Below are 16,785 nucleotides of genomic sequence, written 5' to 3'. Positions count from 1 at the left end.
ATTCCTTTCCTTTTATTGGCTGTTTTTTATAAAATTTAATGCGCCTTGAACGTCTAAGTGCTGGCATAGGATTTGAAAATCTTCTTGTAATTGCATTAAATTACATTCGCTATTAACTTGAGCGGTGATCGCAATATGGAATTGATCCATTTCTGTGCCGAGTTTCGATTTATGAAGGGTTTGAGCACTGAGGGATGCAAGACCAATATGGCGTTCAGCAAAAAAATAAGTGAATTTTTCGGTTAGCCCTAGTTTGTCATCGGATTCGATATACACTTCAACGGTATAAGTGCTAGATTGCTGTTGATGGGGAGAAGTTCGTTTCATCATGGTAATCAAATCCTGTTGCTGACCCAACAGTGGCAGGGTGGTTTCAACCCGAGTAATACTATTTGCATTGCCAGAGACTAACATAATCAGCGTGAATTCATTTCCAAACAGCGCAATGCGGCTATCGACAATATTACAGCCAGCCTGCGTAACAAGCTGGACTACTTGATTACAGATTCCTGCTCGATCTGAGCCGATAGCGGTGATCACAAGATGTTGAGTCATAATGTCGCTTCATTTGATGTTTTCTTGTATGTTAACACAGTTATGAAATGATAGAGAAATCGTAATAAGCTAGGGTTTATTGACTCACGACTAAGCATAAAATTACGGGCGATTGACAAAGCCGGATGCTTGCTGGCGCTAAGCTTTAGCGAGGAGAGAGTTGGTCGGATCAAACATCTGATAAATATTCACCGATATGCGCCGTTTAAGCGGATTTCCCCCCTTGTCTTTTTTAAGTGCCATGCAGTACCATGCAAAAGTTATCAATCTAGGGAGATAGACATGTTTTCAGGAAGTATGGTTGCGTTAATAACCCCTTTTCATCAAGATGGTGAAGTTGACTATTCCAGTTTGCAAAAATTAGTAGATTATCATATCGCAGCCGGTACTGACGCGATCGTTTCGGTAGGGACCACCGGAGAGTCAGCAACACTCTCAGTTGAAGAGCATGTTAAGGTTGTAGAAAAAACCGTTGAATTTGCAGCGGGTCAAATTCCTGTGATCGCGGGAACTGGAGCCAATGCGACTCATGAATCGATCACCTTTAGCCGTTTATTACATAATACCGGAGTAAAAGGCTTTTTGAGTGTCACTCCTTATTATAATAAGCCGACTCAAGAAGGCCTATTTCAACACTATAAAGCCATTAGCCAAGAAACGGACACACCAATCATTTTGTATAATGTCCCGGGACGTACCGCTGTTGATTTACGCCCTGAAACGGTCGCTCGCCTTGCGGAACTAAAAAACATTGTTGCACTCAAAGATGCTACGGGTGATTTGAGCCGAGTTACACTCCATCGTGAATTATGTGGCAATGACTTTATTTTACTCAGTGGTGATGATGCTACCGGGCTTGAGTTTGTCAAATTAGGTGGGCAAGGGGTCATTTCTGTCACTAACAATATTGCAGCGGCGGATATGGCAAAAATGTTGAAACTGGCTTTGGCTGGAAAATTTGCAGAAGCAGAGATTATTAATCAACGTCTGATGCCTCTGCACAAAGGACTCTTTGTTGAATCGAGCCCGATTCCAGTAAAATGGGCTGCGCAACAATTAGGTTTAATCGCCGACGGTCATTTACGTTTACCACTAATTGAGCTTTCAGAGCAAGCTCGTCCTCTGGTAGCGAAAGCGATGACCGAAGCTTGTGTTTTATAAAAAATGATAACAATAGGGCTGAGCTTTTCGTTTCAGCCATGTAGGAGTTTCAATGAAGTTATCCCGCCAGCTGGTTATGGGTTCACTGGCTGTTTTGGTTTTAAGTGCCTGTTCAAGTAGTCCGGCGCAACGACGCCAAGCAAAAAATGATTTTACTTACTTAGACACAAAACCGATTACCCCTTGGGTTTTACCGGAAGATGCAACCCCACAGTATTATCCTCATTATGAGATTCCTGCTGGAGAGTTTGCAGGGCCTGTTGGACGGGAGGTTGATGTACGCCCTCCTCAACAAATCCTTGAGCTTATCCCTGGTGCTCGCGCAGAGCGACAAAAAAATGGTGAAGTGATCTTATGGATGATTCGCCAAGATGAGGTCGATACTATCTGGCAAACAGCCTTAAGCATGTTACAAGAGCGAGGCATAAAGGTTCTTCAGCAGAGTGATAACAAGCTAGAAACCGATTGGATCAATTGGATCTCGCAAGATGAAGATGCTACGTTGGGAAGTCGTTACCAACTAACGCGAGTGGCTGCTAATAATCGGTATGGCTTTAAGATATCCCTGATTGATTGGCGTGAAAATGGTAAAGCGCTCCCTATTAGCGAGGTCAATAAAGAGCGTTATAATACCTTTATGACCAACTTAGTGACTAGCCGTTATGATCAACATCGACGTGAAGAAGCTGCTCGTCGAGCGCAGGAACTGGTGAAACAGATCCCGATAACTATGGGAGCGGATCGTAGTGGTTTCCCTGTCATCATCGCTCGAACACCTTATGATGTCTTATGGCAGCGCTTACCGAATTTGATGCCCGGTATGGGGTTTACCATTGAAGAACGTAACCAGTCGCAAGGAACGGTTAAAGCGAAATATGCCTCACCGAATGATGAATTCTGGAATCAAATAGGTGTGAAACCGATGAATTTAAAATCAGGCTCTTATACTTTCTTATTTGGTGATCTAGGTAATCGTACATCGATTAATGTCACTAACTCTGCAGGTAAGCCAGTTGAACAAGAACTGTTACAAGAAATGGTTCCAGTCTTGTCAGCTATAGTTCAGTCTGAATAATAAAATATTGACTTAATAAGATAAAGGGGACGCTTGTGCGTCCTTTATTTTTTTGAATTTATCGCTTTCTCTGGCGCGATTGTTTGCTTTGTCGCCGTGGTAGGTTTTTCGGTCGTGTTTTGGTCAAGTAACTCGGAATGGAGTTTTTTATCCAGCTCATTGAGTTTATCTAAATCACTTTTTTCTTTTCGATGAAAGCGAATTTTTGAGAGGTATTTTAAAGCGACTAAATTGCCGATGATCACGCTCATCGCGATGATTGAAATTATCCAAGGGTTGAGTAAAACGTCCATATTAATTCGCCTTTGCGATATTAATGATGTAATGATTGTAGATCATCTCTAGGTTTTGCAGTACCGTTTCTTGCCCTTCAAACCTCTCGTTGATCAACTCTGCGTGAAGTGCCTCGAGTGTGAGTGAGGTTAAACAATATTCAGCCGTATGGCTATGGCTGATGTGCCAAGGTTCGAAAGCAACACCAGTATGCTGGCCTTGATAAGGGAAGAAAAACCCAAAATCGTTTAAATGAGCCTTTAACCAAGTATAAAAAGGGGCTTGATGGTCTTGTAAGTATTCCCACGGTTCCAAATGTAATAACCCATTTTCTGGTAATGCTCGTCTATCAAAAACATCAAAGTCGGTCCCCCAGTGGTGACGACTGGCTCCTGGTAAAGCTGACCAACGCAAAATTGCCAAGATCTTTTCTTTTTCAGAGTAAGTCGATATCGTTAAGGGGCGGTTATGATCATCTAAAACAGCCGATTTCCCGGTCATTTTTCGATCCCAAATGTTTTTCTGGCGAGCAAAGGAGCGAAAGCCGCTGGCAATATTGAGATCAAAGCCCGCTTGTTTGGCTGCCTGTTTTAAAGCCAGTAAATCGTGGCTGACTTGAGGGTGGACCCAAAAGGCTTTTTCTCCGATGATCACCGCGGTTAGGTGATCATCAACTTTGCCTGTTAATTGCTTTGGTAACATCATTGGACGAGTAGCTTCTCTAAAATTTTTTCATACATGTCGGTCAGCTTTTCTAAGTCAGCAATACTGACACACTCATTTACCTTATGAATGGTGGCATTGACCGGGCCAAGTTCAACGACCTGAGCTCCCATTTTGGCAATAAAGCGTCCATCAGAAGTACCGCCTGTTGTTAATAGTTGTGGTGCTTGGTGATTGACTTCAGTCACACCATCAATCACTGCTTCTAATAAGGCACCGGTATCGGTTAAAAAAGGATGACCGCTCAAGGTCCATTTTAATTGGTAATCTAACCCATGAGCATCAAGAATGGAGTGTACTCGCCGTTTGATCTCTTGGTCGGTTAACTCGGTGCTAAAACGAAAATTAAATTGAACATCAAAGTCTCCAGGAATCACGTTGGATGCTCCGGTACCTGCCTGAAGATTGGGAATTTGAAAACTGGTGGGAGGGAAATAACTGTTCCCGTCATCCCAAGTGGTTGTTGCTAATTCAGCCAAAGCAGGAAGAGCGTGGTGAACTGGATTATGGGCTAGGTGAGGGTAGGCAACATGTCCTTGGACCCCTTTAATTTTTAAATCGCCAGTAATAGAACCACGGCGACCATTTTTCACAACATCCCCGACTTTTAAGGTACTTGAGGGTTCACCAACAATGCACATATCAATCAGTTCATTACGAGCCATTAAGGTATCAACAACTCGGGTTGTACCATTAATAAAGGGGCCTTCTTCATCGGAAGTAATTAAGAAACCTATGGAGCCTTTATGCGTTGGGTTCTGTGCTAGAAAACGCTCCAGCGCGACCAGCATGCAAGCTAATGAGCCTTTCATGTCTGCCGCGCCGCGTCCGTGCAAATAGCCATCAATGACGGTCGGTTCAAATGGTGGGGTATGCCACTCAAATAGTGGCCCAGCTGGAACGACGTCGGTGTGTCCAGCAAACACAAAAAGTGGTGCTTCCGTCCCTTTCCGAGCCCATAAATTAGTGGTGTCATCAAAGATCATTTCTTCAATGGTAAATCCCAATTTTTTTAACCTTTCGATCATCACTTGTTGGCACCCTGCATCATTGGGGGTGACGGATTCACGGCTAATTAAATTTTTTGCAAGTGCCAGTACTGGGCTGTCTGTCATCCTTGAAATCCTTGTATTTAAGAGAAAATTTCACTGTATTGCTGAGCATTAAAGCCAAGATAGAGCGTATCTTGCACACGTAAAATAGGCCGTTTGATCATCGCTGGCTGTTCAAGAAGAAGTGCCAAGGCACTGGCTTCATTTAGCTTCTCTTTTTGTTCTTGGCTTAGTTGGCGGTAAGTGGTTCCCCGTTTATTAATAACGTGTTCCCAACCTAACGACTGGAAAAACTCGCTTATTAATTCGAGAGTAATACCATTTTTTCGGTAATCATGAAATTGATATTCGATTGCCTGTGTTTCTAGCCACTTGCGTGCTTTTTTTATGGTGTCACAGTTTGGGATACCGTAAAGCGTGATGAGCATATTATTCCTTTGAAATTGATGGTGATTATTTTTATCGCACCTTGTTTGAGTAGAGAATCCTAACAGGAAGCGAGAAGAGTGACAAAATGAAAGCCGTAGATTTTGTTGTTTATTATATCTAGACGATACCCAAACAAGGTGCCATAACGCTGAATGAGTCAATCTATGATGATAGATAATCGAGAATGATCAATCTCGCTGCTCAAAGAGACAGAAAAGTACCAGAAAGTACTAGATAGAAGGTTCGATTAGCAAGTTCTTGATCTATCTCAACAAAATTACTGGTAAAACAGAAATAATGTGTCTTGCACTATTTAGGAGGTATCAATGGAACTGAGTCCTGTTTTTGCAAGGCGTTTATATTTGGCTTTATTGGTTGAAAGCCTTGAGCGGCCTAATGTCCCCAAGTTGATTGAAAAAACCGGATGGCCGCGTCGCACCATTCAGGATGTGATTAAAGCGATGCCCGGGATCGGGATTGAACTTAATTTTGTTCAAGATGGACGTCGTCATAATGATGGTTATTATCGATTATCCGATTGGGGGCCATTTGATAGCCAGTGGGTTGTCGAACGTAAACACGATATTGCCGCGAGCCTTGGCTTTCATGCTTAAGTGAGCGCGAGTTAATCAAACCATCCTTAATTAGACGATAATCATTTCGTCGTTAACGTGATGTATGATAAGTGAATCTATGATCAGTCAAAGCCAGCAGTGCTGGCTTTTTGCTTATCTGGACGTGATTTCCCTTTTTCTAATTTGTTTCTTCTCTTCTTTTTGAACGGCTTATTGTTGTGTAAACGTTTATCATTTTTCTGGCGATTTTTTATTTTTTCTGTCTTTATTAAATGAAATGCCTTTATAATAGATTGCACCTTTAGTGTAAACGTTTCCACTTTGAGGCTTTTATCACAGAAAAACATCACTATCTGCTGATAGACTGCTTGTCATTGAAGCCAATTTGAAGAGTTAGGGGGGGCTTATGAGTGTTTTGATTACCGGAGGGCTGGGCTACATCGGAAGCCATACTTGTGTGCAGATGATTGAGGCGGGCCTTGAACCCATCATTATTGATAATTTATCTAACGCTAACGTGGAAGTGTTAAACCGTATTGAAGTGCTCACGGGGAAGCAACCTACCTTCTACCAAGGCGATGTTCGTGACGAAGCCTTTTTGGACTCCGTGTTCGCCAAGCACGATATTCAAGCGGTGATCCACTTTGCGGGCTTAAAAGCGGTTGGCGAATCAGTGGCGAAACCACTTGAGTACTACGACAATAACGTCAATGGTTCATTGGTGTTGGCGCGCAGCATGCGTAAAGCGGGCGTGAAAAGCATTGTTTTTAGTTCATCGGCAACGGTTTATGGTGACCCAGAAATCGTGCCGATCACCGAAGATTCACCCACAGGCGCAACCACCAACCCATACGGACGCAGCAAATATATAGTGGAGCAGTGCTTAGGCGATCTATTCCATGCTGAAAACGATTGGAGTATCACGTTATTGCGTTACTTTAACCCGGTTGGTGCACATCCATCCGGGACGATGGGGGAAGATCCGCAAGGCATGCCAAATAACTTGATGCCGTTTATCGCCCAAGTCGCCGTTGGTCGCCGTGAAAAACTCGCGGTATTTGGCAATGACTATCCAACCTCAGACGGCACCGGCGTGCGTGATTACATCCACGTGATGGATTTGGCCGATGGGCATATTGCGGCTTTGAAATCGGTGGGGGAAACATCGGGTTTGCACATTTACAACTTAGGTACGGGTAAAGGCTCGAGCGTACTTGAGATGGTGGATGCGTTCGCGACCGCTTGCGGTAAACCAGTGCCTTACGAGTTATGCCCGCGTCGCCCGGGGGATATTGCTGAATGTTGGGCGAGCACGGAAAAAGCCGAGCGTGAACTAGGCTGGAAAGCAACACGCACGGTGGCTGAAATGACGGCCGATACCTGGAACTGGCAATCAAACAATCCCAATGGTTATTCCGCTGCGTGATTGTAGTTACCGCTTTGTGATATGAGCTTCTTATGGTTTTGGGAAGTTGATCCTCAAACTACTTGCAGTTTTAGATCGGTGTTAAATGAGTGAATCTCCATCAGCGTAGATAGACGATGTGATTGAGGTAAACGAATATTGCTAACACCGCCGTTACTTCAAGTAGAAAGGGGATCGTTTAAAGAATTTTTAAGAGTTGAGTAAGTTAAGATGTCAAATGTTGAATTTAACCCAGTGGACCATCCACACCGCCGTTATAACCCTCTGACTGGGCAATGGATTTTGGTTTCCCCTCATCGCGCAAAACGCCCTTGGAGCGGCGCAGATGAAAAGCCTGCTTTGGATGAGCTACCAAGTTATGACGGTAAATGCTTTCTTTGTCCAACCAACGAACGTATCTCTGGTGATATCAATCCAGACTATCAAGGCACCTATGTGTTCAATAACGATTTTGCTGCGCTGATGGTGGACTCGCCAGATGCACCAGAATCAGACAATCCGCTATTTAAAACCCAAGGCGTACGTGGTTTGAGTCGCGTGATTTGCTTCTCGCCAGATCACAGCAAAACCTTACCGGAGCTGCCAGTGGATAAAATTCGTGGCGTGATTGATACATGGAATGAGCAAATTGAAGAGCTAGGCAAAGAGTACGTTTGGGTTCAGGCGTTCGAAAACAAAGGCAAAACCATGGGCTGTTCTCAGCCGCATCCACACGGTCAAATCTGGGCGAACAGCTTCTTACCCAATGAAATCGAGCGCAAAGAGCACAATCTAAAAGCGTACTACCAAGAACACGGCAGCAACTTGCTGGTGGATTACGTACAAGCGGAACTGAAAGACGGCTCACGGATCGTGGTGGAAACCGAACACTGGCTGGCGGTGGTGCCTTACTGGGCGGCATGGCCGTTCGAAACCATGTTGTTGCCGAAAACACATATCCGTCGCATGAGCGAACTTAGCGATGAGCAACGAGACGATTTAGCGGTCGCGATTAAGAAGCTGACCAGCCGTTACGACAATTTATTCCAATGCTCTTTCCCTTACTCGATGGGCTGGCATTACGCGCCGTTTTTTGACCAAGGCACCGACATTGACCATTGGCAACTTCATGCACTTTTTTATCCGCCACTCCTGCGCAGTGCCACAGTTCGTAAGTTCATGGTGGGCTACGAAATGCTGGCAGAAAGCCAACGTGATCTCACCGCCGAGCAAGCGGCGCAGCGTCTACGCGATGTGAGTGATGTCCATTACAAAGAATGCTATACCCTTCTTACTTGAAGCTGCAGTGGTGTTGGCTGCATTCGTTCACCCCAATCACATAGCATATCTATGCTCATGGGGATGATGAGAGCCATCCGTGGCGCTCACCAAAGGCCAGGCCTACGGCTGTTCAAATTTGTTCCAGACAAATTTGTCACTCATTTGCCGCCTACCTGCAACTTCAAGTTGTTTGGGTATAAGTCTTTAAATTGGACTGATTACGAATAATGGGATAGCGCGACTTTACCGATAGAAAGTTAGGCTCAACGCGCTATCCGACATCAAATTACTATTTTAAGAGAATATCCTTATGTCTGAACTTATCCAAAATGTGAAAGCGTCATTTGAGCAAGTGTTGGGCTACGTGCCAAGCCATATTATCCAAGCGCCTGGTCGTGTGAACCTGATTGGTGAGCACACTGACTACAACGATGGTTTTGTGTTGCCATGTGCCATTAACTACCAAACCGTGGTTGCAGCCGCAAAGCGTGAAGACAATATCGTGCGGGTGGTCTCGGTCGATTACGGCAACGCAGTGGATGAATTCGATATCACGCAAGCCATTATCTTCCAGCCAGACAAAATGTGGGCGAACTACATTCGCGGCGTGGTTAAGTGCCTTCTTGCACGCGGTTACTCATTCACAGGTGCAGATATTTCAGTCAGCGGCAACGTGCCTCAAGGCGCAGGTTTAAGCTCATCGGCGGCATTGGAAGTGGTGATCGGTCAAACGTTTAAAGTGCTGTTCAATCTTGAGATCAGCCAAGCGGAAATTGCCTTAAATGGTCAGCAAGCCGAGAACGAATTCGTCGGTTGTAACTGCGGCATTATGGATCAAATGATTTCAGCGCAAGGGCGTGAAAATCATGCGATGCTATTAGATTGCCGTAGTCTTGAAACCGAAGCGGTATCGATGCCGGAAGAGATGGCGGTGGTGATCATCAACTCAAACAAAAAACGTGGTCTGGTCGACAGTGAATACAATACGCGTCGTCAGCAATGTGAACAAGCGGCACGCATTTTCGGTGTGAAAGCGTTGCGTGATGTGACGATTGAGCAGTTCAACGAGAAAGTGGCTGAGCTGGATGACATGGTGGCAAAACGTGCTCGTCACGTCATCACAGAAAACGATCGTACGGTGCAAGCGGCGCAAGCGCTACGAGCACACAACATGAAGCGTATGGGCGAGCTGATGGCCGAGTCTCACGTCTCAATGCGCGATGATTTCGAAATTACCGTAAAAGAGATCGATACGCTGGTGGAGATAGTCAAAGCGGTGATCGGAGAGCAAGGCGGCGTGCGCATGACAGGCGGTGGTTTTGGGGGATGTATTGTTGCCCTCGTTCCGCCAGCGCTAGTCGATGAAGTAAAAGCAACGGTTGAAGCAAAATATCAAGCAGCAACGGGCTTAACAGCGTCGATTTATGTGTGCCAAGCCAAAAATGGTGCCGGTTTAGTTGAAGTGCTGTAAGGACTGACGATGAAAATCTATTTTGAACAACTAGAACAAGCGATGGCGCAAATGCCGTCGTTTGATGGCCAAACTGCGAATCTGATTCATCTAACTAACGCAAATGGTATGACGGCGTCGTTTATGGATATCGGTGCGACGTGGTTGAGTTGCACATTACCGGTAAATGGTGAAAACCGTGAAGTGTTGTTGCGTTCACCAAATATGGTTGAACACATGAAGCAAGACGCTTACTTCGGTTCCATTGTTGGCCGCTTTGCTAACCGAATTGCGAAAGGGCAGTTTGAGATAGACGGAGAGAAGTATCAACTTGGTATCAATAACGGTGAAAACTCCTTACATGGTGGTTGGGATGGGTTTGATAAAAGACGTTGGACAGTGGTGAAACAGCAAACACAACAAGTTGTGTTTGCGCTTCACTCTCCAGATGGCGACCAAGGCTACCCGGGTAATCTGGATGTTAAAGTGACTTATATGTTAACGAATGAGAACCAACTGGTTATCAACTATGAAGCTCATTCGGATAAGGCTTGCCCTGTTAATTTAACCAATCACGCTTATTTTAACTTAGCCGGAGAGGCGAGTAGTGCAAAAAGTTTGGATCATACTTTACAGCTCAATGCTGAGCATTACTTGCCAACGGATGCGGAGTTAATTCCTACCGGTGAACAAAAGCCAGTTTCGGGTACCAGTTTCGACTTCACCGAGCCCAAATTGATTGGCCAAGAATTTCTTGTAGAGCAAGATCAGAAAACTGCGGGTGGCTATGATCACGCCTTTGTGTTCATGCCTGAAGTGATCGATGGCGAGTCTGTCGCTGCGGTTCTGATTGCACCAAAAGAAGATGTGGTGATGAAGGTGAAAACCACCAAGCCTGCCATCCAGTTTTATTCAGGGAACTTCTTAGCTGGTACGCCGGGTGCAAGTAAAACTTATGAACGCTACGATGGCCTAGCATTGGAAACACAATACTTTCCAGACGGGCCAAACCAATCACAATGGGGACTTAACCGTGGAATGTTGAGTGCAGGGGATGGCTATCAGCATCAAACTAGTTATCAGTTTGAATTTTAACTTGGGAATTTGCGGCAGGCGTTGACGTGAAGTCTGCAAAACCGAACGAAGCCTTGAGCTAGAATCCATATCGTCTCGACAAATGCTCAAAGCAAAAGCCCGCTCAATAATCCGAGCGGGTTTTGGAGTGTTCGATAGGTGAATTATCGATAATCAACGACGTTCAACCGAGTTTCTACGCACTAGCGTTGGAGTAAATATCGCCGTTTCTTCTTCAATCACTTCATCACGTGATAGTGCCAAGGCTAAACGAGCAGCGCGTTCCGCCATCATCTCGATTGGGTAGCGAATGGTCGTTAGGCTTGGGTGAACAAAACGAGCAATTAAGCCATCATCAAAGCCAACAATAGAGATTTGATTCGGAACCTCAATGCTATTTTGCTCTAATGTCGCTAATGCCCCTGCTGCCATGTGATCGTTATAGGCCACCACTCCAGTAATCTCCAAAGATTTGGTTAACAGGTTGGTCATGGCGACTTCGCCGCCATCACTATTGGGATCGCCGTACTCGATATAACTTTTGGGAAGCTCAATACCATAGGCTGTTAGCGCGGCTTGATAACCTTGCAGACGTTCGTCAGTATCTTCGATATTGTGGGAAGAGGCGATACAGGCGATTTTACAATGCCCGTGACGAATCAAATATTCCGTCGCGAGGAATGCCCCTTTGCGGTTATCAAGTGAAATACAGCGTTCGGCCAGTTGTGGAATATGGCGATTAATCAATACCATCCCTTTGACCTCTTCAGCGTAACGAATCAACTCGTCATCAGATAGGCCTTTAGCGTGAATAACGAGCGCATCACAACGATTGTTGATCAATAACTCTAAGGCTTGCCGTTCATCATGTGAGTTATGGTAGCCGTTACCGATCAACAGGTGCTTGCCATTTTCTCGGGCAATGGTATCAACGGCTTTGATTAAAGTACCAAAAAAAGGATCAGAAACATCAGAGACTAAAACCCCCATGGTATTGGTGCTTTGACTCACTAGAGCACGTGCGGCGGCATTAGGTCGATAACCGAGCGCTTTCATCGCTTGCGTAACGGCCTGGATTGACGATTGACTTGCTTTCGGGGATTTATTAACCACGCGTGAAACCGTAGCAACGGATACGCCAGCCGCTTTTGCGACATCTTTAATTGTAGCCATGGGTCATGAGCCTTTATTTTAATCGTGATGAGCACACTCACCTGACTGGTTGGTGAGTCGACCAAGTTAGTCTAAAGAGAGGCTCTCATTAGCGTCTCTAAAGGAATGTATTCTTTAGCAAATAGCCGTTTCAACTGGGCAAGATAAAGCTCAGCAGTGGCGATTGCATCGGAGAGTGCATGGTGTGCCTGATAATCAGGCAAGTGGTAGCATTTACGAAGATGACTTAAACGCCAATCTTGCTTTACTCGCGCATGGGAGCACCAAGAGTATCGATGGTATGTTTGTTCGATTTTTAGTGTGTCTAACCAAATTAAGGGCAGACTAGGCCAACCTTGCTGTTGGATATAATGAGCGAGAAACTGACGTTCGATAACACTACCATGAGCTAATAACACTTTTCCGGCTAATTGTTGGAATAATATATCAATTCCTTGCTTAAGTGGTATCCCTTGTTGTTGCATTTCCGGCAGTATATGGTGAATAACCGCTTGTTGATGATTTTTTTGTGATAACGGTTTCACTAAAAAATGTTGAGCGCCGGATAATTGAATCACATTTTGTGTAATCGGCACCCAGCCGATGCTGATGATTTGATCTTGTTTAGGATTTAATCCTGTCGTTTCAAAATCCAAGGCGATTAAGGTTTGTTGACGTACATCATCATCAGGTAAAGGAAGCGGTGACGTCAGCAATTGATCTATTGCTGGGGGAAAATTGACGCATTGTTTAATGGTTTGCAGGCGTTGCTTGGCCAGACATTTTAATGGTGAGGATGAAAATAGCATGGTTTTATTGACCGAATTTCATACGCATCGCCTCTTGAAGGCCTGAAATAATACGAAAAGCATCTTTAAGATGTTGCCTTTCGAAACTTCCAAACTGGCTAGGGAGAAGTTTGTTATTGATTTCTTGCCCGTTTTGTAACGCTTTTACCTGATGTTGGTGACGTAAATGGGTTAAATACTGATAAATACCTAAGCAGTCTTGATAGGTACTATCACTGAGCTGTGACTTTTGATGGGCAAACGCTAATCTCGTTTCAGTATCTAACATATGACCTCCCTCATTGAGGGCATAAATCCTTGCCATATCCACTAAGCAATTGATCGCCGAATGTTTGATATCAAGAGTTTTCTCACCGCTGTTGCCATCTTTTTTTAACACCAGATTGTTGAAAATCCCTAATGGTGGGCGTGTTTTTAGCGCATTACAGACTAAGGCGGCCATCAATTTACTATTGTGGGTAATTCGTGCATGTCGATACGTGTCGAGTTGATCAAATAGTGATTTATCACCTGCTATATATCGAATTTCAATAAACACATTAAGCTTGAGCAATTGATCATATTCTGGTGTTCTGGCCCACTTTCGATAGTATTCCTGCCAGACTTTTAGTGGCTGGCACCACTGACGAGTGACGGCCATAAAACGCCCTGTACAAAGTGAGTATCCACATTCGGCTAAACCTTTGCACATATACATGGCGAGATGGCTAAAATAAATTCGGTCTTTATCTGTCACACAATCGTCTAAAATAAGCGCATTATCTTGGTCTGAGCTGAGATGAATTTCATTGCGAGCATGTGAACCCGCTACAATCCAAGCATAGGCACAGGGGGCTGAGCCTAAATGTGTTTCGGCTAATTTTAATAGTTGACAAGTAAAAGCATCATATATCATTGCCATCATTTGCCCCACAATACTTGCTGAAGCCTGATTTTCAACCAGCGCTTCAAAGATAGCATCGCGTTCATGGGACAGAGCAATCAGTGACTGAACGGAGTCAACGTGAGTGATTTTTTCAGTTAGGAAAATCGCTTGAATACTGTGTTTTTGGATTAATTGCTGCGGTGTGATGATGCCCATAATTTGTTGGCTGGCATCAATCACTGGAATGTTTTGAATGTGGTATTGCATCATTAATTCAGTAGCTTTGAGAACCAGATCGCCATCATGAACGGTATGTAAGTCGGTCGTCATGATGCTGGATATAGGGCGCTGAATATCCCACCCTTGTGCGACGACTCGTTTCGTCATGTCTTTATCTGTGACCAAGCCGATCAATTTTTTGTTATCAACGATGGCAGCACATGGGCTGCGTAGTTCATTGTGCATACGATATGCGACTTGTTGGATTGTTGTTTCAGGGGCGACGATAAGGATATTTCGATTAAGTACATCACAGACGCGGAGTAAGAAAATATCTTTAGCTTGAGTGGATAACGTTGTCTTTGGTGTATGAGAAAGTCGAGTGGGGATATTGGGCGAGAATTGAGCTACAACGTCAGGATAGGCAGAGACAAGAGTAAACAAAGTGTCATAATTGATGCGATAAAGCAGTGTATTTTCAATCGCGATCACATGATAAAGCGCTTGGGCGTCCGTTTGCCAACTAAAGCCAAATATATCGTACTCTCCTAACCTTGAACGCAGGGTATGATCTAAGTACCGTTGTTCAATTACACCAGCTCGAATGAGGTAGATAAAGTGCTGTTCTGAATTTGGTGTTGCTTCGAGGTATTCATCTTGACCAAGGTAGAGTATGTCGACGGATTTTGCTATTTGATTAAGAATATCAGGTTTGAGTTGTTCAAAAGGTGTAATGGACTGTAAGAATGACACGATATTAGGGAGTAATTCTTGGTGCATATTTCACTCACTTTGATGGGATAAAGCCCCTTAGTGAAGCGGGGCTTTATAGTCTGGCCGAGGAAGCTTACCAAAAAATGGTATAAAGAACGGCAAGTATAATGGTAATGGCGTAGGCGGCGATATTAAATCCTTTCGTGGTGACAAACATTGATGATGTCAGGGTAATTCCTTTCGGGTCGTCGTCATTTACCGATGTGCTCAAGCTGGTAAAGGCAATCACCACAATCGTAAAGAGTAAGGTGTATAGCATCTGATCCATAAATGGCATATTGATTGGCATAAATTTAAGGAACAGAGCAAATGGAATAGAAAGAACAACGCCAGTGATAGCTCCTTTACTGGTGGTTTTTTTCCAGAATAGACCCAGTAAGAATACGGCTAGAATGCCTGGGCTAACTAGGCCAGTATATTCCTGAATGTATTGGAATGCTTGACCAATACCACCGAGCATTGGCGCGATTAAGCAAGCAATAAACAAGGCGACAATAGCCGTGATACGCCCCACATTTACCAGTTTATGATCGCCCGTTTGTGGCGCAATATATGCTTTGTAAATGTCCATCGTAAAGATGGTTGCTGTTGAGTTAAGCATGGAAGCGAGAGAGGAAACAATCGCTGCTGCAAGTGCCGCAAAGACCACGCCTTTTAAACCAACAGGCAAGAACTGTGTTAACCAAGGATAGGCTTTATCCGCGTGTGCTGCGGTAGGAATATTATGCATCGCAAGTTCACCCATATTAGCCATTAATTCTGGCGAATTGGTGATGACATAAGCGGCAATACCAGGAATCACAACTAAAAATGGAACAATCAATTTTAGAAAAGCAGCAAATAAAATCCCTTTTTGTGCTTCTTGAATTGATTTTGCTGCCAAAGTGCGTTGAATGATGTATTGGTTAAATCCCCAGTAGTATAGGTTTGCAACCCATAACCCACCGATAAGTACCGCGATGCCTGGTAAGTTCATATATTGAGGATTACTTTGATCGAGAATCATCTCAAAGTGGTTTGGTGCTGCATCTACCATTTGTGATAATCCACTAAACCAACCTTCGTTTCCACCGATAAAGCCGACGGCCATATATGTGGTAAGTAGGCCACCTAACACAAGGAAGAATATCTGAATAACATCTGTCCACACGACGGCTGACAAACCACCATAAATCGAATAGACCAGTGCAAAGAGTGCAAGTCCTGCAATCGAATACATCAATGGAATACCGAGGATGGTTTCTAAAGCTAAGCCACCGAGATAAAGGACAGAAGTCAGATTAACGAATACATAAAGAGCGATCCAAAAGACGGCTAAAATGGTTTTAAGGTTTTTATTGAAACGTTTCTCGACAAACTCAGGAATGGTATAGATGCCTTTATCAATAAAAATGGGTAAGAAATATTTACCCACGATAATTAAAGTAATGGCTGCCATCCACTCATAAGAGGCAATCGCAAGGCCGATAGAGAAGCCCGAACCTGACATCCCAATAAACTGCTCGGCAGAAATGTTCGCAGCAATCAACGAGGCTCCGACTGCCCACCAAGGAAGAGATTTTCCAGCTAAGAAATAATCTTCAGTACTTTTTTCTATCCCTTTTTTATCGCGGGATACCCAAAGGCCGACACCGATGATGATAGCAACATAGATTGCAAACACCATAATGTCGATAAAACTCAAACCATTTTGTATGTGGGACATCATTTTGTTCCTAATGCTAAGTATATTTTACGCAAGATTGTAAACGTTTCCATTTTGACTGGATGATGTTGGGATCACATTTTAGCCAATTAGTGGCCATTTGATTTTTAATTTTTTATTTATCAGTTAGTTATTTTTTATTTGCTTTTTTTTGCGTTTGGTTTTTTTTTGGTATCGTTTCCAATTTTTGCCTGTTATTAATCAAGTT

The 16,785-nt window shown here is 44.0% G+C and carries 16 protein-coding genes; 7 read left to right on the top strand and 9 right to left on the bottom strand.

Features of this window, described 5'->3' with window-relative positions:
- Positions 1–12 precede the first annotated feature (12 nt).
- Positions 13–555: a glycine cleavage system protein R gene (locus CAG57_RS15190; protein ID WP_099611547.1), complete on the bottom strand. Its 543-nt coding sequence runs from the start codon at positions 553–555 to the stop codon at positions 13–15.
- Between the two features lie 282 nt (positions 556–837).
- Between CAG57_RS15190 and dapA the strand changes: the two genes are divergently transcribed.
- Both dapA and bamC read left to right on the top strand, forming a co-directional pair.
- The gene (dapA, locus tag CAG57_RS15185; RefSeq protein ID WP_099611546.1) at positions 838–1,716 is read left to right on the top strand and encodes a 4-hydroxy-tetrahydrodipicolinate synthase; all 879 of its coding nucleotides are present in this window, start codon (positions 838–840) and stop codon (positions 1,714–1,716) included.
- A gap of 52 nt (positions 1,717–1,768) precedes the next feature.
- The gene (bamC, locus tag CAG57_RS15180) at positions 1,769–2,791 is read left to right on the top strand and encodes an outer membrane protein assembly factor BamC (protein WP_161430905.1); all 1,023 of its coding nucleotides are present in this window, start codon (positions 1,769–1,771) and stop codon (positions 2,789–2,791) included.
- A gap of 44 nt (positions 2,792–2,835) precedes the next feature.
- Here the strand turns inward: bamC and CAG57_RS15175 are convergent, their stop codons facing one another.
- From CAG57_RS15175 to CAG57_RS15160, 4 genes are read right to left on the bottom strand one after another with little or no spacing between them, the layout of a single operon-like run.
- Positions 2,836–3,084: a DUF2897 family protein gene (locus CAG57_RS15175; RefSeq protein WP_161427055.1), complete on the bottom strand. Its 249-nt coding sequence runs from the start codon at positions 3,082–3,084 to the stop codon at positions 2,836–2,838.
- A gap of 1 nt (position 3,085) precedes the next feature.
- Positions 3,086–3,766 (bottom strand): M15 family metallopeptidase, encoded by a 681-nt coding sequence (locus CAG57_RS15170; RefSeq protein WP_161427060.1) that lies wholly within the window; start codon positions 3,764–3,766, stop codon positions 3,086–3,088.
- Positions 3,766–4,902, bottom strand: coding sequence for a succinyl-diaminopimelate desuccinylase (gene dapE, locus CAG57_RS15165; RefSeq protein ID WP_161427056.1), 1,137 nt, complete (start codon positions 4,900–4,902; stop codon positions 3,766–3,768). The genes CAG57_RS15170 and dapE overlap by 1 nt, the downstream gene beginning before the upstream one ends.
- A 17-nt stretch (positions 4,903–4,919) precedes the next feature.
- Positions 4,920–5,267, bottom strand: a complete 348-nt coding sequence (locus tag CAG57_RS15160; RefSeq protein ID WP_161427057.1) for an ArsC family reductase — start codon at positions 5,265–5,267, stop codon at positions 4,920–4,922.
- Positions 5,268–5,594: 327 nt separating this feature from the next.
- On the opposite strand from CAG57_RS15160, the gene CAG57_RS15155 reads away from it, so the two are divergent.
- The 5 genes from CAG57_RS15155 (at position 5,595) to galM (ending at position 11,074) form a co-directional block, all read left to right on the top strand.
- Positions 5,595–5,882: a winged helix-turn-helix domain-containing protein gene (locus tag CAG57_RS15155; RefSeq protein ID WP_099611540.1), complete on the top strand. Its 288-nt coding sequence runs from the start codon at positions 5,595–5,597 to the stop codon at positions 5,880–5,882.
- A gap of 367 nt (positions 5,883–6,249) precedes the next feature.
- The gene (galE, locus tag CAG57_RS15150; RefSeq protein ID WP_161427058.1) at positions 6,250–7,269 is read left to right on the top strand and encodes a UDP-glucose 4-epimerase GalE; all 1,020 of its coding nucleotides are present in this window, start codon (positions 6,250–6,252) and stop codon (positions 7,267–7,269) included.
- A gap of 210 nt (positions 7,270–7,479) precedes the next feature.
- Entirely contained in the window at positions 7,480–8,547 is a 1,068-nt protein-coding gene (locus tag CAG57_RS15145) for a UDP-glucose--hexose-1-phosphate uridylyltransferase (RefSeq protein ID WP_161427059.1), read from the top strand.
- 292 nt (positions 8,548–8,839) lie between these two features.
- Positions 8,840–10,000, top strand: a complete 1,161-nt coding sequence (gene galK, locus CAG57_RS15140) for a galactokinase (RefSeq protein ID WP_161430966.1) — start codon at positions 8,840–8,842, stop codon at positions 9,998–10,000.
- Between the two features lie 9 nt (positions 10,001–10,009).
- Entirely contained in the window at positions 10,010–11,074 is a 1,065-nt protein-coding gene (gene galM / locus CAG57_RS15135) for a galactose-1-epimerase (protein ID WP_161426978.1), read from the top strand.
- A 153-nt stretch (positions 11,075–11,227) separates the two neighbouring features.
- Here the strand turns inward: galM and CAG57_RS15130 are convergent, their stop codons facing one another.
- The 4 genes from CAG57_RS15130 to CAG57_RS15115 all read right to left on the bottom strand — a co-directional run bounded on the left by CAG57_RS15130 (position 11,228) and on the right by CAG57_RS15115 (position 16,580).
- A complete protein-coding gene (locus tag CAG57_RS15130; protein ID WP_161426977.1) occupies positions 11,228–12,226 on the bottom strand; it encodes a substrate-binding domain-containing protein in 999 nt (332 codons plus the stop codon).
- A gap of 71 nt (positions 12,227–12,297) precedes the next feature.
- Positions 12,298–13,014 (bottom strand): exonuclease domain-containing protein, encoded by a 717-nt coding sequence (locus CAG57_RS15125; protein ID WP_161426976.1) that lies wholly within the window; start codon positions 13,012–13,014, stop codon positions 12,298–12,300.
- Between the two features lie 4 nt (positions 13,015–13,018).
- Positions 13,019–14,878 carry a DUF294 nucleotidyltransferase-like domain-containing protein gene (locus CAG57_RS15120; RefSeq protein WP_099611535.1) on the bottom strand — a complete coding sequence of 620 codons (1,860 nt, stop codon included), beginning with the start codon at positions 14,876–14,878 and terminating at the stop codon, positions 13,019–13,021.
- A 67-nt stretch (positions 14,879–14,945) separates the two neighbouring features.
- The gene (locus CAG57_RS15115; RefSeq protein ID WP_237665813.1) at positions 14,946–16,580 is read right to left on the bottom strand and encodes a sodium/sugar symporter; all 1,635 of its coding nucleotides are present in this window, start codon (positions 16,578–16,580) and stop codon (positions 14,946–14,948) included.
- Positions 16,581–16,785 lie beyond the last annotated feature (205 nt).

Origin of the sequence: Vibrio sp. V30_P3S12P165 (genome assembly GCF_009904905.1) — a bacterium.
Classification (GTDB): domain Bacteria; phylum Pseudomonadota; class Gammaproteobacteria; order Enterobacterales; family Vibrionaceae; genus Vibrio; species Vibrio fujianensis.
Note: the sequence above shows the minus strand (reverse complement) of the source record. Positions and strands in the feature narration are given on the sequence as shown.